This is a genomic window from Amphritea sp. GJ51-11 (assembly GCF_055808735.1).
The window spans coordinates 545612-565589 of the sequence record NZ_CM147881.1 but is presented as its reverse complement, the minus strand read 5'-3'; the positions used below and the strand labels follow the sequence as shown (position 1 = coordinate 565589).

Sequence of the window (19978 nt, the reverse complement as noted above, 5' to 3'; positions counted from 1 at the left end):
AAGCGCATGTCGAATAATAAACGTGGCATTCTGGATATGAATGCTTTCGATGCCAGAAATCAGGAAGCTATCGCCAACCCTCTGCTAAAACGCCGTACCGAGAATATCGGCGCCGCCTCAGTATTGTTCTATAAACAACCCATAGAGATGGTATCCGCCAGCGGCTGCTGGATGACGGATGCCGCCGGCGTTCGCTATCTTGATTTTTATAACAATGTGCCCTCTGTTGGTCATTGCCACCCGCAGGTGTCCGCGGCAATTGCCAAACAATTAGCAACACTCAACACCAATTCTCGCTACCTGAGTGATGTCACCGAAAGCTATCTGGAAAAACTAAAGTCGACTTTGCCATCGACATTAAAAAATGTCGTGATGACCTGTAGCGGCAGCGAAGCCAATGATCTAGCCATGCGTATCGCGAAAACCAATACCGGCTCTCAAGGTTTTATCGTCACCTCAACCGCTTACCACGGCAATACAGAATATGTCACACAGGTGTCGCCTTCCGCGCTTAAAAACGGCTCCTGCCCCGATTACGTGGTAACAGTGCCTGCCCCCTGTACCGCCGCCTTTGGTAATGATGTTGAAACAGGCTTTAATCAAGCCGTAGCAGAAGCGATAGCACTATTAAAGACAAGGGGTTATGGCATTGCCGCACTACTGTGCGATTCTATTTTTTCCAGTGATGGGGTGTTTAGTGATCCCGCCGGATTTTTAAAGCCCGCCATCGAGACCATACACCAGGCGGGAGGTCTCTATATCGCCGATGAAGTACAACCCGGCTTTGGCCGCACCGGTGACTGCTTTTGGGGTTTCCAGCGGCATAACGTGATACCCGATATGGTCACCATGGGAAAGCCGATGGGCAATGGCTACCCCGTCGCCGCTCTGGTGGTCAAACCAGACCTTTTGGAAACATTTTGTCACGATGTAGGCTATTTCAATACTTTTGGAGGCACACCCGCCGCCGCGGCAGCAGCAATGGCCGTTATGGATGTTATCGAGCAGGAGGGCTTGCAAGCGAATGCAAAAAATATTGGTGGCTACTTAAAACAGCAACTCACCAAGCTGAGTGAAACTGACTTACGTATCGGTGAAGTTCGAGGTGCAGGCCTATTTATCGGCCTAGACCTGTGCGACCCACTTACGGCCGAGCCTTCCCCGTCACTGGCAACACAGGTTATCAATGGGTTGCGTGATGAGCACGTATTAATCGGTGCTGCAGGCCCCTATGGCCATACCCTCAAAATACGTCCGCCTTTATGCCTGAACCTTAAAGAAGCCGATTATTTCATCGAGGCAATAAAAACAGTGCTGGGCAGGCTACCTAGTTGAATTGTATGACATATACAGAGGCGTCCGCCTTACACGGTGACTCACTTATCAAACGTGACGACCGATGTTCCTGCCGCCTCAATAACATCGGCCAATGCTTGCGTCGGGCGAACATCAGAGACCAGCGCATCTACCTCCTCCCAGCGACAATAATTAGCGGCAAAAGTCAGATTAAACTTACTATGATCCGCCACAATCATGGTGCGGGTCGAACGGGTAATCATCGCGCCGTACACCTCACCGGCCTCAATGACGGCATCACTTCCGCCATCCAGATCAAGGCCACTGGCTCCCAAGATCGCCCAATCAGCTCGGAAATTTTGCAAGTAACGAATAGTTTGCGATCCATGCAACGCGCCTTCTGGCGCAAAATAACAGCCTGGCGCCATCAACACTTTAATGGTCGGATTCAGCGACAACACCGTAGCAACCCCAAAAGAGTGCGTAAACACGGTAATATTATTCATCTCGTACGCCATACGCCTAGCGAGATGCACGGTAGTCGCACCCGAACCGATCATAAAATGCTTACCACCCATCAGAACAGGCACGGCGGCGCGGGCAATCTTCTGACGCTCCTCCACCATCAAGTTCTGACGTTCATTCAACACCGGCTCTTGCATATTTTTGCGTATCACAGCACCGCCGTAGGTTCGATCAATAATCCCCTGCTCGGTCAACTCATCCAGATCTCGACGAACAGTTTCTGCCGAGACACTCAGCTTTTCAGCCAACTCAGTAATACGCAATCCAGGCTGAAAACCAAGCTCTTCAATGATGCGTTTCTGACGCTTTGTTTTTTTATTGGTAACCATGAAATTAAATTAACTCAGTCTATGTAGTTGTGCAACATATTGATATTACTCAGGAGAAACAAATGACGTGGAACTGGAAAACAGCCTATCGATCTTTTTACTATGCCACCGCAGAGGAACCGGAAGATATCCATCTGCAACCTCAGCAAACAGCCCTATTGGTCGTCGACATACAGAACACCTACCTTGAGGCGAAAGACGATACGCAAGAAAATCGGCGCTGGCAGCCATTTTTCCAGCGGATGAATAACACCGTTATCCCTAACACCGCCGAGTTAATCGCCTTTTCACGACAACATAATATAGAAGTCATCTTTGCCCGTATCGCTTGCCAAACAGAGAATGGCAGAGACCGCTCTCTTAGTCAGAAAAAACCTGGCTTTAACTACTTACTTTTACCACAGGCACGTGAAGATAGTCAGATTGTGTCAGCGCTTTCCCCGATCGGCGATGAAATCACCGTGTTAAAGACCACAGACTCAGCCCTCACCGGCACCAACCTACGACTGACACTTCATAATATAGGGATCAAGCAGGTCATTGTCGCGGGCATTTTTACCGATCAATGCATCTCATCGACGGTACGAAGCCTAGCCGATGAAAGCTTTGAAGTACTGGTGGTTGATGATTGCTGTGCCGCCGCAACTGATGAGATTCACCAACAGGAACTAGAAATCATCAATATGATCTACTGTCATGTTATCCGCAAAGCAGACCTCGACAGTATGATCGGGTAAATCAACTCTTTGGACAGCTGAACATTCGATTAGCCTGATTTTCCGTTGTGGTAGCCGGGGCTAAGTTGGAACTGACGACCTTCCCAGGCGTTTATAAAGAGCCGAGCCCGACGCCTTTCTTACAATGATCGATGTATTCTCAAATTTCACGCACAAAAAAAGGCATATCTTTCGATACACCTTTAATTATTACGTTGGTAGCGGGGGCTAAGTTGGAACAGATGACCTTCCCGAGCGTTTATAAAGAGTCGAGCCCGACGCCTTTCTTACAATGATCATGTATTCTCAAATTTCAGGCACAAAAATGTATGGTTCCCCTCATGATTGCAACATAGATTTGTGATCGTGAGGTGGTTTTGCGCTAATGTATTCGGAGTCTTAAGTTGGGAAGCTTTTATTCCCGCTCCACGATGAGCATCCGCGCCAGATAGCCCTTAAAAAAGCCGACAGCTTATAACAGCTGTTTTTTGTGACAGGTTTACTACCCAGACGGTCAACCGTTTTCATCATCACGCTCTATTATTGCAAACCCGATTAAACTTGTTGCACCTGATAAGGCTCATTCTTACTTAAAATGGCATAGGCTATTCTCGATAGCTTATTCGCTAAGGCAATGCACACTGTATTAAATGATTTTTTTGCGCGTAGCTTTCTTAGCCAGTCGTACATTACGCCTCGATAACTGTCTAATCGCGATAAGATCGCTCTCGCACCCTGTACCAGTAAACACCTGAGGCGCTTATTACCTCGTTTACTAATACCTAATAATGTCGGTTTTCCTCCTGTTGAATATTGCCGTGGCACCAACCCTAACCAGGCAGCCATTTCCCGACCGTTTTTAAACTGATGCGCATTGCCTACTTCTGCCGCTAACTGGCTTGCTGTCATGTCACCAATGCCTGGAACCGTTTTTAATAGCTGACAACGACTACTTTCCTTAACCTGTTTAACGATTTTTGCGTCCTGAGCGGCGATTTTTTCATTTAAATAACTGTAGTGCTCATGCAGCACCTGAAGCTCACCAATGATGGCTGGGCATCGTGTTATTTTTTGCATACTTAACCATGAAAACAGTCTTTTCATGGCCGAGTGCCCACGCGGGAAAGATAATCCAAACTCTAATAATAACGCACCTATACGCGACATACAGGCGGTACGATCGGCGACAAAGCCTTCACGCACTCGGTGTATGATGAGCTGACTTTGTGACTCAATCGACTTAACGGCGACAAAACGCATGTCAGGACGACGGGCCGCTTCAGTAATCGCCAATGCATCGATAAAGTCATTTTTGTTGTCTTTAACGAAAGGTTTAACGTATTGAGGTGGGATTAATCGAACGTCATGACCATGATCCAAGCAGAGGCGACCTAACCAATAAGCACCGCCGCAGGCCTCAAATGCAATGAGACATGGTGGGAGTTGAGCGATAAACGTAATGAGTTTTTGACGAGAGAGTTTCTTTTTGCAAACTTGCTGATCTTGGGCGTCACGACCCATTAAATGAAAAGAAGACTTGCCTAAATCGATCTAAGGACTTTGATATACATGAGATGGTTCTCCTTGTTGGTTTCGTCACCTTTCCAGCATAGCTGGTTAAAAGCGAGGGGAACCATCTCATTAAGGCATATCTTTCGATACACCTTTAATTATTACGTTGGTAGCGGGGGCTAAGTTGGAACTGATGACCTTCCCGAGCGTTTATAAAGAGCCGAGCCCGACGCTTTTCTTGCCAAATTTCAGACGAAAAAAAAGCCAACCTTTCGGTTAGCCTGATTTTCCGTTGTGGTAGCGGGGGCCAGATTTGAACTGACGACCTTCGGGTTATGAGCCCGACGAGCTACCAGGCTGCTCCACCCCGCATCAACGTGGGGCGTATACTACTGATACATCGGCACTTATGCAATGCAAATAAACAATATTTATCATTAATTACGTCTTTTTATCTGATATAACTAAAACCTCAATTAATGAAGCCTTCTGGGCGGAGCCTTATATGACGCTGATTTACGTTATGGACCCTATGTGTAGCTGGTGTTACGCCTTTCACCCTCAACTAAAAGAGATGATCAGCCAGTTACGTCCGGGGATAAAGCTTGTTTGCCATATGGGCGGCTTAGCGCCCGACAGTGACCAACCCATGCCGCCACAGATGCAAACAGCGATTGCCCAAACATGGCGCAACATCGAGCAACGCACAGGGGCACCGTTTAACTATGAATTTTGGCAGAGATGCCAACCCCGTAGATCCACCTACCCTGCTTGCCGGGCGGTCATCAGCGCCGAACAGATGATGACGGGCAACGGCATGCTGATGACTGAAGCCATTCAGCAAGCCTACTATCAAGAAGCACAGAACCCATCCGATGTTCCAGTATTGGCGGGCCTGGCAGAAAAGATCGGTTTAAACCGCGAACAATTTATCGCTCAAATGAGCAGCGAGAAAACAGCTCAAACATTCTTTGATGATCTTAGCTTCTGTCAGCAGCATGGTGTCCAAGGATTTCCTTTCCTCGGCGTGCAAACTGATGCTGGGCTGGAGATGATTAGCGCAGGTTATTGCAGCCGGGAAGCCTTATTTAAGCGTTGCGCCGATCTTAATTTAATCTAATCGATATAACCGATGGCGATAAGACTTTCGCAGGCATAAAAAAACGGGAGCCAATGCTCCCGTTTTTAATCAAAGGCTAGCTTAGGTGCGGGCAACAGACACATCTTCTGCCTGTAAACCTTTATCACTCTCTTTCACCGTAAACCGAACACTCTGACCTTCGGTCAGCGAACGGTGACCGCGCCCCCGAATATTACGAAAATGAACGAACACATCGTCGCCATTTTCACGGGTAATAAAGCCAAACCCCTTTGACACATTAAACCACTTTACAGTACCTAACTCGCGATCATCATTTTCATCCGCTTCCTCTTCACTACCGGAACCCCAGCCAGCAATAACACAGCTAACGAGTACAACCGCAAACACAACAAGAATATTAAAAACCGGCAGCCCGCCTTCACCTGGCAATGATCCTTGTACAAAAAGGATAATGGCAGTGGCGAGTGCGCTGACAACTACACTACGTATAAGTTGATTAACACTCATATAGATCTCTTATAATTAATTAAAGTTATTGAATATCAACAGAGTTCAGGATAAATAGAACCCAGACCATTCTATATACATAGTTTTATGCTTTTTTTCAATAGCTTAGCCACCCAAACACTGATACAGCACCAGAATAAGGTATAATTACGACTAATTAATTGCCACTGGGCAAAACACGCAGGGGAAATGACAATTTTATGAAGCTACAACAGTTACTCGAAGATCTGGAATCACGGGTCGCTTTTCAGGAAGATGCGCTAGATAAAATGAGTGCAGAGATGGCTAATCAGGGGGCTGAAATTGCACGCTTAACGCAAATTATTAAAACCCTCCACCAGCAGGTGAAACAGTTTGCACCCGATCAAATCAGTGCACCTGAAGATGATGTGCCACCTCCCCATTATTAAGCGAATACCGCCAGAAGCCGCCCGGTTATAACAAGCTTTTTAAGGTGTAAATATCATAACGACTGGATTTACCATTAAGCTGATAACTGGGGGCCTGCCCCTCAATGGTGGGCGCTTTACGGGGACGTTTAACCACCACCCGATATTCCGCAAGTGCTAACGCCCGCTCAAGCAGAGTCGCCGAGTCCTGATCGTCACCAACAATATCACGAAACACCCGCATCTCTTTTTTCACCAATGCTGACTTATCGGTATGCGGAAACATCGGATCGACATAGATCACCTGCGGCTTACACTCAGTGGTTAACTGATCGGCTAGCCAGTCAATACTATCGGCATTCACCAGTTGCATCCGAGCCGCAATGTCCGCCACGTCTGGATCCCTCTGCGCCTGCTGCAAGCCACTTTCTAGCAACGCATGAATAATCGGTGAACGCTCCACCATCTGCACCTCGCAGCCTAAGGTTGCTAGCACAAAACTATCTCGCCCAAGCCCGGCAGTAACATCGGCTACCTGTGGACGTACCGATCCTTTAATTCCGACCGCTTTGGCAATCATCTGCCCTTTACCGCCACCAAATTTTCGCCGATGTGCCACCGCCCCCGAAACAAAATCCGCCAACACCGGGCCCGGCGCTTTACGGCCCGTTTGCTGCAAACAGCGACGACCAGACTCGCAGATCAGCAACTGAGAAAACTGCTCATCCCTAAGATCATATTGGTCTAACAACGGCAGGCTCAAACGACTCGCTAACTGCTGAGCGTCCTCTTGCCCTGCTTCATCGACATAACACAGGGCAATACCAGCGGAGTTAACGGGTTCGGATTGCGGGGTCAAAACGGCACCTTTTTAAAATCAACGTCTGCCATCAGGTCAGACCATAAAATAAACACCGAGCAACACAAAGCCCAGTAACAAGCGGTAAATAACAAAGGGCAACATGCCGATTTTATCCAACCACTGCAAAAACAGATGGATACAGGCATAGGCACTGATCGCGGCAAGTACGGTTCCCCCTAGCACCATTGTCCATTGGTCCAGTGTACCGGTCTGCACCAGCTCGACGCCTTTGAGTAAACCAGCCCCAAGAATAACCGGAATTGATAGCAAAAAAGAGAACCGGGCGGCCGATTGGCGAGTCAACCCCAACATCAGCCCTGCCGTAATAGTAATACCGGAACGAGATGTTCCTGGAATCAACGCCACCGCTTGGGCTAAACCAATAATAACGGCATCCCTAAGGGTAATTTTTTCTAACGGACGAACCTCTGTCCGACTAAAATCAGCCCACCAAAGCAGTGCACCAAAAATAAGGGTCGCACCAGCGATCACTAAAATACTGCGCCCATAATGATCGATCGCCGAGTTAAACATAAAACCAGCCACAACCGCCGGCAAGGTCGCCCAAATCACATACCAAGCCAAGCGAGAATCGGTGCTTTTGCCCCGCCCGGCCAAACTGCCGGTCCAAGCGACAATCATGCGCCAGATATCCTGACGAAAATAGATCATTACCGCAGTCAAAGAACCAATATGCACACCCACATCAAATGCTAAGCCCTGATCGGTCCAGCCAAACAGCTGTGACGGTAAAATCAGATGCGCAGAACTTGAGATCGGCAAAAATTCAGTCAGGCCCTGCAATAACGCCAAAAATACCACCTGAAACCAATCCATGATAAAGAATCTCCTAATAATCTTTTAAATTGAAAGCACTTATTAACTGCGCACAGGATGTTGAACAACCAAAGCTACGCACTTCGCTTAACTAGCACAGCCCGTGAATATAAAATCGTTCTGTTAAAAACAGAGGTTTACTGGCCTTTCTTTTTTTGCTCACTGATTTTTTTCCAAGAGATGGTATCGCGCAAATAAATAGGTTGAGCCTCTTCCGCTGACACCCCTTCGCCACGGGCAAAGGCATCTATCGCCAGCTCGCACATCAGCCCTGCCGAAGGATAGATATCGAGTACCGGGGTGCCGACCGCGTGCTGTACCTCAGCCGACATATTATCGAGATAGACCCAGCCTTTTCCTGCGGCAAACCACCGTTCGCCGGCAGGCACAACTATATTTTCTGGTGCACTAACCGTTTCATGACGCAACGCAACGGGCAAACCGTCACGCATTTCGTAATCACAGCTATACAACTCGTTCATCCGCGCATCCAGCGTACTGACAATCCGCTCAACCTGATATTCCCGAGCAGCCTTCAGGGCGATCGCCGCCAAGGTCGATATCGGCAAGACCGGCAGCTCAGCCGCAAATGCTAATCCCTGGGCGGCACCGGTGGCGATACGAATACCCGCAAAAGAACCCGGTCCTCGGCCAAACGCGATGGCATCCAATTGCTTAACTTTAAGCCCTGCCGTAGTCAGCATCTCATCGACCATCGGTAATAACTGGCGGGTATGTTGGCGTGGAATAATACGAAAATCTTCCTGAATTTCGCCATCAATCGAAAGCGCGACAGAACAGGCGTCTGTGGATGTATCCAGGGCAAGAATTTTGGCCATCTCAATTATCCGGTATGTCAAAGTAAACAGGTTGACGCAGCAACGTCTCAAAAGCGCTGCATTTTAAGCGCTATGATCAGGAAAGGCTATCCTCACCCCAACGCGGCATCAGCTGCTGCTCTATTTGCAACTGATTAAGAATCCGCGCCACGACAAAATCGACCATATCTTCAACGCTTTGTGGACGGTTATAAAAACCAGGGCTTGCGGGAATTACCACCGTGCCCATCCGCGTCAATTTAAGCATATGCTCTAGATGGATTTCAGAATAAGGCGCTTCCCGTGGCACAAGAATTAACTGCCGACGCTCTTTAAGAGCCACATCTGCCGCCCGCTCAATCAGGTTGTTACTCGCCCCCGTCGCGATAGCCGACAATGTACCTGTCGAACAGGGACACACCACCATTTTACTCGGCGCGCCTGACCCCGATGCCACCGGTGCCATCCATTGCTCTCGGCCATAAACCCGCAGTTGCCCCGGCGTCGCCGCAAACCGCTGCGTCAACCAGACCTCCTGCTCTTTAGCAGAACCGGGCAATCGTTCATCGGTTTCCGTCGCGATAACCACCTGTGCGGCTTTCGAGATCATCACCAACACCTGACACCGAGCGGCAATCAAGCATTCCAGCAAGCGTAAACCATACTGTGCACCTGACGCCCCGGTGATGGCGAGCGTAATTCTGTCTTTATAAGCCTCTGCCACGTTCGACTCCATCAGCCTTGCTGCTGTATTTGTAATGCGTCGACCAGACGCAGGTGAATTCCGTCAAAACTACCATTACTCATAATCACGATATGGCTGCCCGGCTGAACATCAGCAACCAACTGAGTAATAATATCCGCCGTATCTCGCATCAACACTGCGGGGTTCTCACAGTGATCAACCACATCCTGTAATGACCATTCCAAGCCAGCCGGCTGATACCAATAAACCTTATCCGCCAGTCTTGCCGAGGCCGCTAACGCCTGCCGATGCATACCCATACGCATGGTATTAGAACGGGGTTCAATCACGGCGATCACCGGCGCATCACCTACCTGGGCGCGAATCCCCTGCAGGGTGGTTTCGATAGCGGTGGGATGGTGGGCAAAATCATCATATACCCGAACGCCCGCTACCTCACCGATCAGCTCCATGCGCCGCTTCACACCACCGAATTGACATAAGCCTTCAATCCCATGGGTGATTTGTACGCCCACATGACGGGCTGCTACCAGCGCCATTAAGCCATTATTAACCGAATGTAAGCCGGTCATCTGCCAACGCACCGTGCCAACGAGTTCGCCTTGATGCAACACCTCAAACTCAGAACCATCATCCTTAAGCAAACGTGCCTGCCATTCAGCTGCACTATCTAGCTGTTGAGCGGTGCCCACCGAGGTTTTCACAAGCGGCGTCCAACACCCCTGCTCAATTACCTGATCCAGCGCGGCGACACCTGCCGGCATAATCACCTGACCGTTAGCGGGTACTATTCTGACCACATGATGAAACTGCCGCTGAATTGCCGCGAGGTCATCAAAGATATCGCCATGATCAAATTCAAGATTATTCAGCACTAAGGTACGCGGATGGTAATGAACAAACTTAGAGCGCTTATCAAAAAAAGCGGTGTCATATTCATCCGCTTCGATCACAAAAAAGGGGCTCTCACCCACCCGCGCGGAGCGGTCAAAATTGTTCGGCACCCCACCAATCAGAAAACCCGGTGACATCTCGGCAAATTCCAACAGCCAAGCCAACATCGTCGCAGTGGTGGTTTTGCCATGAGTCCCTGCAACCGCCAATACCCATTTGTCCCGTAATAAGTTATCTGATAACCACTGGGGGCCTGAGGTATAAGGTAGGCCACGGTCTAACATCGCTTCAACACAGGGGTTTCCCCGAGTCATCGCATTACCAACAATAATCATATCCGGCGCGGGATCGAGCTGAGCTGGATCATAGCCTTCAATCAAACTGATTCCCTGCTGTTCGAGTTGCGTACTCATGGGCGGATAAACATTGGCATCGGAACCACTCACCCGGTGGCCTAGCTCCTTTGCCAGCACCGCCAAACTACCCATAAAGGTGCCACAAATTCCCAATATATGAACATGCACGGATAGCTTCTCCAAATCAGCAATTAGACTCTAAAATAATGTCAGCATAATAACAGTTAAGACACTTCTGTTATGCTCTTTTTCATTGTTGATCATAGCAACTCAGCTACCCGGTTATTGAAGCATCACAAAAAAACTTGCAAAAAATAAATCACGATTCACACAATTGTCGTTTTTTTACGTTAATTACCCGCTCAACGGTGTAATTCACCCTCAATTCAGCGTAAAATCAGCACAACTTTTAACCCCTCAAATCCACAGGTTTTTTGGCCACATGCGACTGCTGAACCAGTACCTCAAGCACCACGACACTCCCGATGATCTTATTGAACTGATTGACAGCCTGATGCTGTCCTGTAAAGAGATCGCCATTAAACTGCGTGAAGGCGCTCTGGCGGGCGTATTGGGCACCTCCGAAGGCGTTAATGTTCAGGGTGAAACCCAGAAAAAACTGGACATCATCTCTAACGATATTCTTAAAGCCGTGCTGTTAGATAACTCAACTGTTGCGGGTATCGCTTCTGAAGAGGAAGACTACCCTGTTGCCGGTAACCCAGAGGGTAAATACCTTGTCACGTTCGACCCATTGGATGGCTCATCCAATATCGATGTTAACGTGTCCGTCGGTACTATTTTCTCTATTTTAGAACGCCCTGAAGGTCTTGATGGCGGTTCAGAAGCGGCCTTCATGCAATGCGGCCGCAAGCAGATCGCCGCCGGTTATGTTTTGTATGGCCCTTGTGCGGTATTGGTTCTCACTACCGGTAACGGCGTACAGATGTTTACGCTGAGCCACGGTGGCGATTTCATTCTCACCGAAGAGAATGTCACAGTGCCTGAGCATACCCAAGAATTTGGCATCAACATGTCAAATCAGCGCTTCTGGGAACCCGAAATGCAAGCCTATGTTTCCGACCTGCTTCAAGGTGAAGAAGGCCCACTGGGCAAACGTTATAATATGCGCTGGGTTGCCTCTATGGTGGCCGAAGTTCATCGCATCCTCACCCGTGGCGGCATCTTCCTTTACCCATGGGATAATCGTGATCCAAGCAAGCCCGGCAAGCTACGTCTGATGTATGAAGGTAATCCAATGAGTTACCTTATCGAACAAGCTGGCGGCTTAAGCACAACTTGCTACGGGCATATTATGGATGTCCAGCCAGAAAAAATTCATCAACGCGTTTCCGTCGGCCTAGGTTCAAAAGCTGAAGTCGAAACCATGATGAAATATCACGCTAAGGACTAACTGAATTCTCAGTTTATGATCTTTAAGTCGTATTCAACTTATGATCAAGGGCTGTATATAATGCAGCCCTAGAATTCTAAACAGATTTAACACTTAAACAGGAAGGCGACACATGAGCTTTGAAAAAGTCCCTGCTGGCAATGATCTGCCAAACGACATCAATGTAATCATCGAGATTCCAGCGGATAGCGATCCGGTTAAATACGAGATCGACAAAGATTCTGATGCAATCTTCGTTGACCGTTTCATGGCGGCGCCTATGTTCTACCCAGCCAACTACGGTTACATCAACAACACCTTGGCTGATGATGGCGATGCACTGGACGTACTGGTAGTAACACCTTACCCAGTAGTACCCGGTTCTGTGATTCGCTGCCGCCCCGTTGGCGTACTGAACATGACCGACGAAGCCGGTGAAGATGCTAAACTCGTTGCCGTACCACACGACAAACTGAGCAAAGCCTACAAAGACGTGCAAGACGTCACTGACCTGCCAGACATTCTATTGGCCCGCATCAAGCATTTCTTCGAGAACTACAAAGGTCTAGAAGAAGGCAAATGGGTTAAAGTTGAAGGCTGGGAAGGCGTTGACGCCGCCAAAGCTGCGATCATCGAAGCGCAAAAAGCTTACGAAGCCGCTAAGTAATTAGCTGCTCGAAACAAAAAAGGCCGATGTATAATGCATCGGCCCTTTTTGTAGCTTACTTTTTGCCTTTATCTTAGCTCAGGGTTATTTAACCCAAACACCTGTGCCCCTCCTCCAGTCAGAAAACCAACGGCTAAAGATCAAGCCGCCTCGGTTTTCCCCACCAGTTTTTTTCCCAAGCTAATCACCATAAAGACAACGCCGCCAGCGGCAACACCGATCAACGCTTCTAACGATACCGGTAACAACATCACAACAACCGCATTCAACCCCTCGGTCAAATGCTGGATAAAGTGATGTAAAAACGGCAAACCATGGACTAAGATTCCGCCGCCCACCATAAACATCGCCACCGTACCTAACACAGAGAGTCCTTTCATCAGCATCGGCGCCGCCGTTAAAATGCCACGGCCAATAGTTTTAGTTAGGTCGGCCGCACCGGGTTTACGCACCATATAAAGTCCGAGATCATCCAACTTAACAATACCCGCCACCAATCCATAGACCCCCACCGTCACTATGAGCGAAATGCCCACCAGCACTCCCAACTGGGTAACCAATGACGCGCCGGCCACCGTGCCTAACGTTAAAACAATAATCTCGGCGGAGAGTATAAAGTCGGTTCGCACTGCCCCTTTGATCTTCTCTTTTTCAAAAGCAACCAAATCAACTGCACTATCCTCGAGTGCGTGTTTTAGCTCCGCTTTATGGGCCGCCTTCTCTGCTGGTGAATGGAACAACGCATGAAACACTTTTTCAAAGCCTTCAAAGCAGAGAAACAACCCGCCAATCATCAACAGAGGCACGATCAACCAAGGGATAAAGTAACTGATCGCCAGCGCCGCTGGCACCAGAATAGCCTTGTTAACAAAAGAGCCCTTTGCCACCGCCCAAACCACCGGAAGCTCTCGTTCGGCTTTAACACCCGAGACTTGCTCAGCATTCAACGCCAGATCATCCCCTAGCACCCCAGCTGTTTTACGGGCGGCGACTTTCGTCATCCCGGCAACATCATCGAGCAGGGACGCGATATCGTCAATTAAGGCTAGAAGGTTTGAAGCGGCCATGTACATATCCTTATTTCTGTTAACAGACATTGTCACCCGTTATCGTGAGATAATACAGCTCAAACCGAGGGAGTGACTATGGCTAAGAAACAAAAAGTATCTGAACAGGTGGTAACCGAAGCATTACAGGTGGCTAAAGCTACCCAGCGCCCAGGACAAACGAAAGAACAAACTAGGCTTATTGCTCAGGGTATTCAGAAAGGAATCGAGGAATACAAAAAGCGTCACAAAGAAAAAGCCCGTGAATTAGACAAACAAAAGCGCAAACTGCAACAAGCACAACAGCCGAATAACGCTAATAATTCAGAAGCTCCAGAGATAGTGACCATTTACAAACAGAGTCGATTAAGCTGGGGCTTATTATGGTTCAGCTGGATAGGCTTCGCTCTCTATGCCGTTGTTTACAACCCTTTCTAACAGGTTGCGTCATGCTGGATGAATAACGCAACCTGCGGCAACATTAAAAGCGGTTTTCAATTAATACCTCGGTCAGCGGGATTTGCCCAGCCCTTGGGTTTGCAGGCTTGTCCGCCGAACCAAGCGTGATGAACATACTGATCACATGGCCTGCGGGTAAATTAACCATCTCAGCCACCCGCTCATTATCAAAACCGATCATAGGGCAAGTATCATATCCCAAGGCCTTAGCCGCCAACATAAAGGTTTGTGCCGCCATTCCGCTAGAACGCATCGCCTCATCACGCTGTAACAACCCTTTGCCCTGATAAAAAGAGGCCAGCATAGGCAACATCATCGCCTGCACATCCGCCGGAGCATTGGCCCAATAACGCTGAGGGTTATCTGACCAGGCTTGAGTGTCAGCACACACAATCACCAACTCAGCAGCCTCGGTTATCTGTGTTTGTCCCCAAGCAGCAGCCTGAAGTTCAGTACGTAGTTGCGAATCAGTGACCCGAACAAACCGCCAATGCTGAATATTATATGAAGTAGGTGAAAGCAATACTGCCTGCATGATGCGTTCAAAGTCAGCTTCAGTCACCGGTTTATCGGCATAGTGTTTGATCGCGCGACGTGCTGCAACGGTTGCAAAAAATTCCATTATTAAACCCTCATCTATTGATCGATTATTAAAGGTGTCACCACTCAACGCCGTGATCACCACATCTGACAAATAGATTAGATTGTTTATTAATGATTAATAACCACTCTTAAAATAAAAACAATGTTGAGCAAAAGACAACAATACTGCGTTAGATAGCGATACCCTGCTCCCAATAGGGCGTCTCACTGCCAAAATACTCGATGGCAAAATCTAAAAATACCCGCACCTTCGCAGGCATATACTGTCGCTCAATAAACACCGCGTTATAATCCTGCACCGGCATCTGATATTCAGGAAACAAGACCACCAGTCTGCCAGCGCGAATATCCGGCCCAGCCACAAAGGTCGGTAAGCGCGCAATACCCAACCCTCTAAGCACCGCTTCCTGCAACGCCTCACTGTTATTAACCTGATAGTTACCCGACACCATTACCGACTGCCGCTGGTTATCTTTCGTAAAGTGCCATTCACGCACATCATTGGAGTAACTAAAAGAGAGACAGTTATGCTCTAACAGGTCATCCAGTACTAACGGATAACCCTGAGTCTCTAGATATTCAGGAGAGGCACATAAAACACTGTTAAAACGGCCAAGTCGACGGGCAATCAGGCTAGAATCCGATAATTCACCACCACGAATGGCGATATCAAACCCGCCACTCACCATCTCGAGTCGTTTATCATCCATCACCAGGTCGATACTGATTTTGGGATAGCGTTTTAAAAATTCAGGGATCATCGGTGCCATATGCAACCGGCCAAACGACATCGGTGAATTTATTCGTAAACGTCCCTGCGGCTCCCCCTGAAGTTGGGCCACTGCATCTTCTGCATCACGGGCGGCCTCGGTCGCTTTAAGCGCATGCTCAAAATAACGTTCCCCCACCTCCGTTAAGCTCAGCTTTCGCGTTGTCCGATGCAATAATTTGACCCCCAGTTGCTGCTCTAACAACGTAATACGCTTGCTCACCGCCGATTTAGAGATACCCAAAAAGCGAGCCGCAGGGGAAAATCCACCATACTGAACCACAGCAACAAAAACGGGAATTGCAGCAATCGTATCCATCACACCAACCTTTGTTCGCTTTTATTCAACAGTTATTGTCCAAAAACACAGATTATCAGCTAATTAAAAACAAGTTAACCTAGCAAGCCTCAGATCCCTTTGCATAGAGCGCCTTATGAACAACCCATTCCAACAGACACCCCGCGTTGTGATTCACTTGCTGATGCTATTGATGGTCGCGCTTATCGCCAGCTCATTTCCTGTTGGCGCACTCATTACCACCGCCCTGCCTCCCGAGGTAATGATGTTTATCCGTTTTCTGCTGGCCGCACTGATGTTCGCACCCTATGTTTTCGTTAAAAACGGCTGGCACCGCCCAAAAGGTAAGCAATTGCTCGGGTATGCTGTTTTAAGCATCCCTTTAGTGGTGTTTTTCTGGTGTATGTTTGAAGCGCTACGCTATACCAGCGCACTCAATACCGGTGCCATCTATACCACGGTGCCCGCGATGACCGCATTCTATGTGTTTCTTATCAACCGAGAAAAAACTAGCAAACGCCGAGCAGCCGGTTTACTACTGGGCACCTTAGGCGCCCTGTGGATTATCGTACGGGGCGATATAAGCAGCTTGCTGCAACTACAACTGAATCGCGGAGACCTCCTATTTATACTCGGCTGCTTATTTATGGGAGCCTATAACCCACTGATACGAAAATTTTATGCTGGCGAGCCGATGGAAGTAATGACATTCTGGGTGATATCGATTGGCGGCTTCTGGCTACTGTTACTATCACTTCCTAGCTTAGCCGCTATTGAGTGGCGCGCCGTCGATATGAATGTTTATCTGGGCATTTTATATCTGGCTATCTTCACCACCTTAGTCAGTTTTTTCTTATTACAACTCGGCACGCTTATCTTGGGCGCAACTCAAGTGGCAGCCTATAGCTTTTTAACCCCTTTGTTCGTGGTAATCCTAAATATATTGATGGGCTCTACATCGCTACAATGGCCACTAATACCCGGCATTGTGCTTGTTATTATCGCCATGTTACTGGTACAAAAAGAGCAACGTTCGCCCCATACCGCATAGCCTAGATGTAGGGTTTATTGTCCTAAATAGTCAATTAGAGCCCATATCCCGATACTATTTTTCTGCTAAGATATTCCTCTTTGGTAACAGTTTTCTCAGAGGTTAAGTCAGATGAAATTTGAAGGTACTGAGCGCTATGTTGCAACGGATGACCTGCGAATGGCCGTTAATGCCGCCGCCACACTGCAACGCCCCCTACTGATCAAAGGTGAGCCTGGCACCGGTAAAACCATGCTCGCCGATGAAGTGGCGTTAGCCTTTGGTAAAAAATTACTGCGCTGGCATATTAAATCGACCACCAAAGCCCAGCAGGGATTGTATGAATACGATGCCGTATCCCGTCTAAGAGACTCCCAACTCGGTGATGATCGGGTGCATGATATAAAGAATTACATCCGTAAAGGGATGCTCTGGGAAGCCTTTGATGCCGATGAGCAGGTCGTACTGCTGATTGATGAGATCGATAAAGCCGATATTGAGTTCCCCAATGACCTATTGGTCGAACTCGACAAGATGGAATTCAGTGTTTACGAAACCGGCGAAACCGTGGTCGCGAAACACCGTCCCATTATCATCATCACCAGCAACAACGAAAAAGAACTGCCCGACGCGTTCCTGCGCCGCTGTTTCTTCCACTATATTAACTTCCCCGATGCCGAGACCATGAAGCAGATCGTTGATGTCCACTTCCCGGATATCCAAAAGTCGCTGGTGAATGAAGCACTCGAAGTATTCTTTCAGGTACGGGAGGTCAACGGCCTGAAGAAAAAACCTTCCACGTCGGAGCTGATCGACTGGTTGAAACTACTACTGGCCGATAACATTTCCCTCGAATTGCTGCAAAGCCGTGATGCCAGCCAAGCGATTCCGCCTCTCTATGGTGCCTTGCTGAAAAATGAACAAGACGTTCATATGCTACAACGACTGGCCTTTATGGCCCGCCGTGGAAGCCGTTAAGCCAGTTCTGGGAGTATCGCGATGCTAGTCGATTTTTTCTACACCCTGCGCAAAGCTCAGGTGCCCGTTTCCATTAAAGAGTTGTTAATGCTGCTCGAGGCTCTGGAAAATCATCTGGCGTTTGCCAACTGGGATGATTTCTATCTACTGGCGCGCACCTGCATGGTGAAGGATGAAAAATATTTCGACCGTTTCGACCTCGCCTTTGGCCACTACTTCAAAGGTCTCGCCGAGCTACCCGATCCATTCGACAACCTAATCCCCGAGCAATGGCTGGACGCCGACTTTATCCGCAACCTCAGCGATGAAGATAAAGCCGAAATCGAGAAACTCGGCGGATTAGATAAGCTGATGGAAACCCTCGCTAAACGCTTTGAGGAACAAAAAGAACGTCACTCTGGGGGTAACAAATGGATCGGTACTGGCGGCACCTCGCCGTTTGGTCACAGTGGCTATAACCCCGAAGGGGTGCGTATCGGCGGAGAAAGTAAACATAAGCGGGCGGCCAAGGTATGGGAAAAGCGGATATTTCGCGATCTCGATGACAGTGTTGAGTTGGGCACCCGCAACCTCAAAGTCGCCCTGCGCAAGCTGCGTAAGTTTGCCCGCACCGGCGCCGCCGATGAATTAGACCTCGATGACACCATCCGTTCTACCGCCAATAATGCCGGCTACCTCGATCTAAAAATGGTACCGGAACGGCATAACGCCGCCAAGGTACTGATATTTTTTGATGTCGGTGGCTCGATGGACCCGTACATTCGTCAATGCGAACAACTGTTTTCAGCGGCCCGCACCGAGTTTAAACACCTAGAGTATTTCTATTTTCATAACTGTGTTTATGAGCGCGTCTGGAAAGATAACAAACGTCGCTGGAACGAGCATATCGATACCTTCGATCTGCTGCACACCTATGGCCGCGATTATCGGGTGATCTTTGTTGGCGATGCCGCGATGGCACCCTATGAGGTCACCGAACGGTTTGGCAGTGTCGAACACCGTAATCCAGAAGCGGGCGAGGTCTGGCTAAGACGGATTCTCGATACCTGGGATAAAGCCATCTGGCTTAACCCCAGCCATCAACGCTACTGGGATTACACTGCCAGCACCCAGATGATCAAAACGATATTAGATCAGAAAATGTTCCCCCTAACACTGGAAGGGTTAGAAGATGGCATCCGTCATCTGTCGAAATAACCGCAGCCTCTCGCATTTCTATGGCTAATGCGGCTTTTCTGCCGCTAAGCCAACTTTCTTTGCTGCGACTGGGCGGGTATGCTGACTATCTTATCCACAGGCATCGATCAATCCTGCATCGCTGACAGTCGCTACGATATTGATTGGCCAAAAACGGGGTTATTGACTTTGAAACACATCATACCGGCGTTTGCTTTAACACTGATGACGAGCCTCTGTTTGATGCTGCCGATCACGGCCCATGCTCAAGCGCTCGAAACCTGCTTCGTCGACTCGTTAACCGGCAAAGAGCGGAAAGCACTGGTAAAATGGATGTTTTTCTCAATGTCGACCCACCCAGAACTAACCGCCTATAGCCAGATTTCAGCCGAGGATCTACTGGCATCCAAAAAAGAGTTCGGGGCACTCATTACCCGGCTCATGGTCGAAGACTGCTATAACGAATCTAAAACCGCCTTGCACACCGACCCTCGGGCGATACAGAAAGCCATCGCACTGATCGTCAAGCTCCCCATCAAGGATTTAGTCGCCAATACCGCAGTCAGATCAGCTATCTCGGATTCAGCCAAGCATGTAGATCAGGCAAAAATTAAACAGGCTTTTGCGCCGTAACGTCGTAGAGTGCTGGTGAGCTTTGCGAACCGCACCATCGGCTATACGAACAACCGGTGCGATTCATGCTTCATCAG

22 protein-coding genes and 1 tRNA gene are annotated in these 19978 nt (G+C 48.6%); 11 read left to right on the top strand and 12 right to left on the bottom strand.

Annotation, left to right across the window (positions count from 1 at the left end; genetic code table 11):
* The first annotated feature begins 6 nt into the window (after window positions 1–6).
* Window positions 7–1335 carry an aspartate aminotransferase family protein gene (locus tag AC0L4K_RS02450; RefSeq protein ID WP_473268065.1) on the top strand — a complete coding sequence of 443 codons (1329 nt, stop codon included), beginning with the start codon at window positions 7–9 and terminating at the stop codon, window positions 1333–1335.
* A gap of 41 nt (window positions 1336–1376) precedes the next feature.
* Here the strand turns inward: AC0L4K_RS02450 and AC0L4K_RS02445 are convergent, their stop codons facing one another.
* Window positions 1377–2150, bottom strand: a complete 774-nt coding sequence (locus tag AC0L4K_RS02445; protein ID WP_473268064.1) for a DeoR/GlpR family DNA-binding transcription regulator — start codon at window positions 2148–2150, stop codon at window positions 1377–1379.
* A gap of 62 nt (window positions 2151–2212) precedes the next feature.
* Here AC0L4K_RS02445 and AC0L4K_RS02440 point away from each other — a divergent pair, with 62 nt between their 5' ends.
* Entirely contained in the window at window positions 2213–2887 is a 675-nt protein-coding gene (locus AC0L4K_RS02440; protein WP_417224854.1) for a cysteine hydrolase family protein, read from the top strand.
* Between the two features lie 534 nt (window positions 2888–3421).
* On the opposite strand, the gene AC0L4K_RS02435 is transcribed toward AC0L4K_RS02440, so the two are convergent.
* Complete coding sequence (locus tag AC0L4K_RS02435; RefSeq protein ID WP_473269196.1) at window positions 3422–4417, bottom strand: IS110 family RNA-guided transposase; 996 nt, start codon at window positions 4415–4417, stop codon at window positions 3422–3424.
* Window positions 4418–4673: 256 nt separating this feature from the next.
* Window positions 4674–4750, bottom strand: a tRNA-Met gene (locus AC0L4K_RS02430).
* A gap of 133 nt (window positions 4751–4883) precedes the next feature.
* Here AC0L4K_RS02430 and AC0L4K_RS02425 point away from each other — a divergent pair.
* Window positions 4884–5498, top strand: a complete 615-nt coding sequence (locus tag AC0L4K_RS02425; protein WP_473268063.1) for a DsbA family protein — start codon at window positions 4884–4886, stop codon at window positions 5496–5498.
* A gap of 81 nt (window positions 5499–5579) precedes the next feature.
* Here AC0L4K_RS02425 and AC0L4K_RS02420 read toward each other — a convergent pair whose 3' ends face one another.
* On the bottom strand, window positions 5580–5987 hold the full coding sequence (locus tag AC0L4K_RS02420) for a cold-shock protein (protein ID WP_417224858.1): 408 nt from the start codon (window positions 5985–5987) through the stop codon (window positions 5580–5582).
* A 200-nt stretch (window positions 5988–6187) separates the two neighbouring features.
* On the opposite strand from AC0L4K_RS02420, the gene AC0L4K_RS02415 reads away from it, so the two are divergent.
* Window positions 6188–6397 (top strand): SlyX family protein, encoded by a 210-nt coding sequence (locus AC0L4K_RS02415; RefSeq protein ID WP_417224860.1) that lies wholly within the window; start codon window positions 6188–6190, stop codon window positions 6395–6397.
* A gap of 25 nt (window positions 6398–6422) precedes the next feature.
* Here the strand turns inward: AC0L4K_RS02415 and AC0L4K_RS02410 are convergent, their stop codons facing one another.
* The 5 genes from AC0L4K_RS02410 to mpl form a co-directional block, all read right to left on the bottom strand.
* Window positions 6423–7235: a class I SAM-dependent methyltransferase gene (locus AC0L4K_RS02410; RefSeq protein WP_473268062.1), complete on the bottom strand. Its 813-nt coding sequence runs from the start codon at window positions 7233–7235 to the stop codon at window positions 6423–6425.
* Window positions 7236–7271: 36 nt separating this feature from the next.
* On the bottom strand, window positions 7272–8075 hold the full coding sequence (locus tag AC0L4K_RS02405) for an undecaprenyl-diphosphate phosphatase (RefSeq protein WP_473268061.1): 804 nt from the start codon (window positions 8073–8075) through the stop codon (window positions 7272–7274).
* 137 nt (window positions 8076–8212) lie between these two features.
* Window positions 8213–8914 (bottom strand): tRNA (adenosine(37)-N6)-threonylcarbamoyltransferase complex dimerization subunit type 1 TsaB, encoded by a 702-nt coding sequence (gene tsaB, locus AC0L4K_RS02400; protein WP_473268060.1) that lies wholly within the window; start codon window positions 8912–8914, stop codon window positions 8213–8215.
* A gap of 76 nt (window positions 8915–8990) precedes the next feature.
* Window positions 8991–9629: a flavin prenyltransferase UbiX gene (locus AC0L4K_RS02395; protein ID WP_417224865.1), complete on the bottom strand. Its 639-nt coding sequence runs from the start codon at window positions 9627–9629 to the stop codon at window positions 8991–8993.
* Window positions 9629–11017, bottom strand: a complete 1389-nt coding sequence (gene mpl / locus AC0L4K_RS02390) for a UDP-N-acetylmuramate:L-alanyl-gamma-D-glutamyl-meso-diaminopimelate ligase (protein WP_473268059.1) — start codon at window positions 11015–11017, stop codon at window positions 9629–9631. The genes AC0L4K_RS02395 and mpl overlap by 1 nt, the downstream gene beginning before the upstream one ends.
* A 274-nt stretch (window positions 11018–11291) precedes the next feature.
* Here mpl and AC0L4K_RS02385 point away from each other — a divergent pair, with 274 nt between their 5' ends.
* The gene (locus AC0L4K_RS02385; RefSeq protein WP_417224869.1) at window positions 11292–12263 is read left to right on the top strand and encodes a class 1 fructose-bisphosphatase; all 972 of its coding nucleotides are present in this window, start codon (window positions 11292–11294) and stop codon (window positions 12261–12263) included.
* Window positions 12264–12375: 112 nt separating this feature from the next.
* Complete coding sequence (ppa, locus tag AC0L4K_RS02380) at window positions 12376–12909, top strand: inorganic diphosphatase (protein ID WP_215952577.1); 534 nt, start codon at window positions 12376–12378, stop codon at window positions 12907–12909.
* Between the two features lie 140 nt (window positions 12910–13049).
* On the opposite strand, the gene AC0L4K_RS02375 is transcribed toward ppa, so the two are convergent.
* The gene (locus AC0L4K_RS02375) at window positions 13050–13976 is read right to left on the bottom strand and encodes a DUF808 domain-containing protein (protein ID WP_473268058.1); all 927 of its coding nucleotides are present in this window, start codon (window positions 13974–13976) and stop codon (window positions 13050–13052) included.
* A 78-nt stretch (window positions 13977–14054) separates the two neighbouring features.
* Here AC0L4K_RS02375 and AC0L4K_RS02370 point away from each other — a divergent pair, with 78 nt between their 5' ends.
* Window positions 14055–14393: a DUF2956 domain-containing protein gene (locus tag AC0L4K_RS02370; RefSeq protein ID WP_473268057.1), complete on the top strand. Its 339-nt coding sequence runs from the start codon at window positions 14055–14057 to the stop codon at window positions 14391–14393.
* Window positions 14394–14436: 43 nt separating this feature from the next.
* On the opposite strand, the gene AC0L4K_RS02365 is transcribed toward AC0L4K_RS02370, so the two are convergent.
* Complete coding sequence (locus AC0L4K_RS02365; protein ID WP_215952580.1) at window positions 14437–15036, bottom strand: nitroreductase family protein; 600 nt, start codon at window positions 15034–15036, stop codon at window positions 14437–14439.
* Between the two features lie 151 nt (window positions 15037–15187).
* Window positions 15188–16105, bottom strand: a complete 918-nt coding sequence (locus tag AC0L4K_RS02360) for a LysR family transcriptional regulator (protein ID WP_417224877.1) — start codon at window positions 16103–16105, stop codon at window positions 15188–15190.
* 115 nt (window positions 16106–16220) lie between these two features.
* Between AC0L4K_RS02360 and AC0L4K_RS02355 the strand changes: the two genes are divergently transcribed.
* The 4 genes from AC0L4K_RS02355 (at window position 16221) to AC0L4K_RS02340 (ending at window position 19901) form a co-directional block, all read left to right on the top strand.
* On the top strand, window positions 16221–17135 hold the full coding sequence (locus tag AC0L4K_RS02355; protein ID WP_473268056.1) for a DMT family transporter: 915 nt from the start codon (window positions 16221–16223) through the stop codon (window positions 17133–17135).
* Window positions 17136–17246: 111 nt separating this feature from the next.
* Window positions 17247–18092: an AAA family ATPase gene (locus AC0L4K_RS02350; RefSeq protein WP_417224881.1), complete on the top strand. Its 846-nt coding sequence runs from the start codon at window positions 17247–17249 to the stop codon at window positions 18090–18092.
* Window positions 18093–18113: 21 nt separating this feature from the next.
* Window positions 18114–19289 carry a vWA domain-containing protein gene (locus AC0L4K_RS02345; RefSeq protein ID WP_417224883.1) on the top strand — a complete coding sequence of 392 codons (1176 nt, stop codon included), beginning with the start codon at window positions 18114–18116 and terminating at the stop codon, window positions 19287–19289.
* A 78-nt stretch (window positions 19290–19367) separates the two neighbouring features.
* Window positions 19368–19901: a hypothetical protein gene (locus AC0L4K_RS02340; protein WP_473268055.1), complete on the top strand. Its 534-nt coding sequence runs from the start codon at window positions 19368–19370 to the stop codon at window positions 19899–19901.
* Window positions 19902–19978 lie beyond the last annotated feature (77 nt).

Excerpts from the sequence above, each read along its gene's own strand:
- AC0L4K_RS02395 (WP_417224865.1), bottom strand. The coding sequence starts at position 9,629 with ATGGAGTCGAACGTGGCAGAGGCTTATAAAGACAGAATTACGCTCGCC.
- AC0L4K_RS02375 (WP_473268058.1), bottom strand. The coding sequence starts at position 13,976 with ATGGCCGCTTCAAACCTTCTAGCCTTAATTGACGATATCGCGTCCCTG.
- AC0L4K_RS02415 (WP_417224860.1), top strand. The coding sequence starts at position 6,188 with ATGAAGCTACAACAGTTACTCGAAGATCTGGAATCACGGGTCGCTTTT.
- AC0L4K_RS02420 (WP_417224858.1), bottom strand. The coding sequence starts at position 5,987 with ATGAGTGTTAATCAACTTATACGTAGTGTAGTTGTCAGCGCACTCGCC.
- AC0L4K_RS02425 (WP_473268063.1), top strand. The coding sequence starts at position 4,884 with ATGACGCTGATTTACGTTATGGACCCTATGTGTAGCTGGTGTTACGCC.
- AC0L4K_RS02445 (WP_473268064.1), bottom strand. The coding sequence starts at position 2,150 with ATGGTTACCAATAAAAAAACAAAGCGTCAGAAACGCATCATTGAAGAG.
- AC0L4K_RS02345 (WP_417224883.1), top strand. The coding sequence starts at position 18,114 with ATGCTAGTCGATTTTTTCTACACCCTGCGCAAAGCTCAGGTGCCCGTT.
- tsaB (WP_473268060.1), bottom strand. The coding sequence starts at position 8,914 with ATGGCCAAAATTCTTGCCCTGGATACATCCACAGACGCCTGTTCTGTC.
- AC0L4K_RS02360 (WP_417224877.1), bottom strand. The coding sequence starts at position 16,105 with ATGGATACGATTGCTGCAATTCCCGTTTTTGTTGCTGTGGTTCAGTAT.
- AC0L4K_RS02385 (WP_417224869.1), top strand. The coding sequence starts at position 11,292 with ATGCGACTGCTGAACCAGTACCTCAAGCACCACGACACTCCCGATGAT.
- AC0L4K_RS02350 (WP_417224881.1), top strand. The coding sequence starts at position 17,247 with ATGAAATTTGAAGGTACTGAGCGCTATGTTGCAACGGATGACCTGCGA.
- AC0L4K_RS02370 (WP_473268057.1), top strand. The coding sequence starts at position 14,055 with ATGGCTAAGAAACAAAAAGTATCTGAACAGGTGGTAACCGAAGCATTA.
- AC0L4K_RS02355 (WP_473268056.1), top strand. The coding sequence starts at position 16,221 with ATGAACAACCCATTCCAACAGACACCCCGCGTTGTGATTCACTTGCTG.
- AC0L4K_RS02340 (WP_473268055.1), top strand. The coding sequence starts at position 19,368 with ATGCTGACTATCTTATCCACAGGCATCGATCAATCCTGCATCGCTGAC.
- AC0L4K_RS02405 (WP_473268061.1), bottom strand. The coding sequence starts at position 8,075 with ATGGATTGGTTTCAGGTGGTATTTTTGGCGTTATTGCAGGGCCTGACT.
- AC0L4K_RS02450 (WP_473268065.1), top strand. The coding sequence starts at position 7 with ATGTCGAATAATAAACGTGGCATTCTGGATATGAATGCTTTCGATGCC.
- ppa (WP_215952577.1), top strand. The coding sequence starts at position 12,376 with ATGAGCTTTGAAAAAGTCCCTGCTGGCAATGATCTGCCAAACGACATC.
- AC0L4K_RS02365 (WP_215952580.1), bottom strand. The coding sequence starts at position 15,036 with ATGGAATTTTTTGCAACCGTTGCAGCACGTCGCGCGATCAAACACTAT.
- AC0L4K_RS02440 (WP_417224854.1), top strand. The coding sequence starts at position 2,213 with ATGACGTGGAACTGGAAAACAGCCTATCGATCTTTTTACTATGCCACC.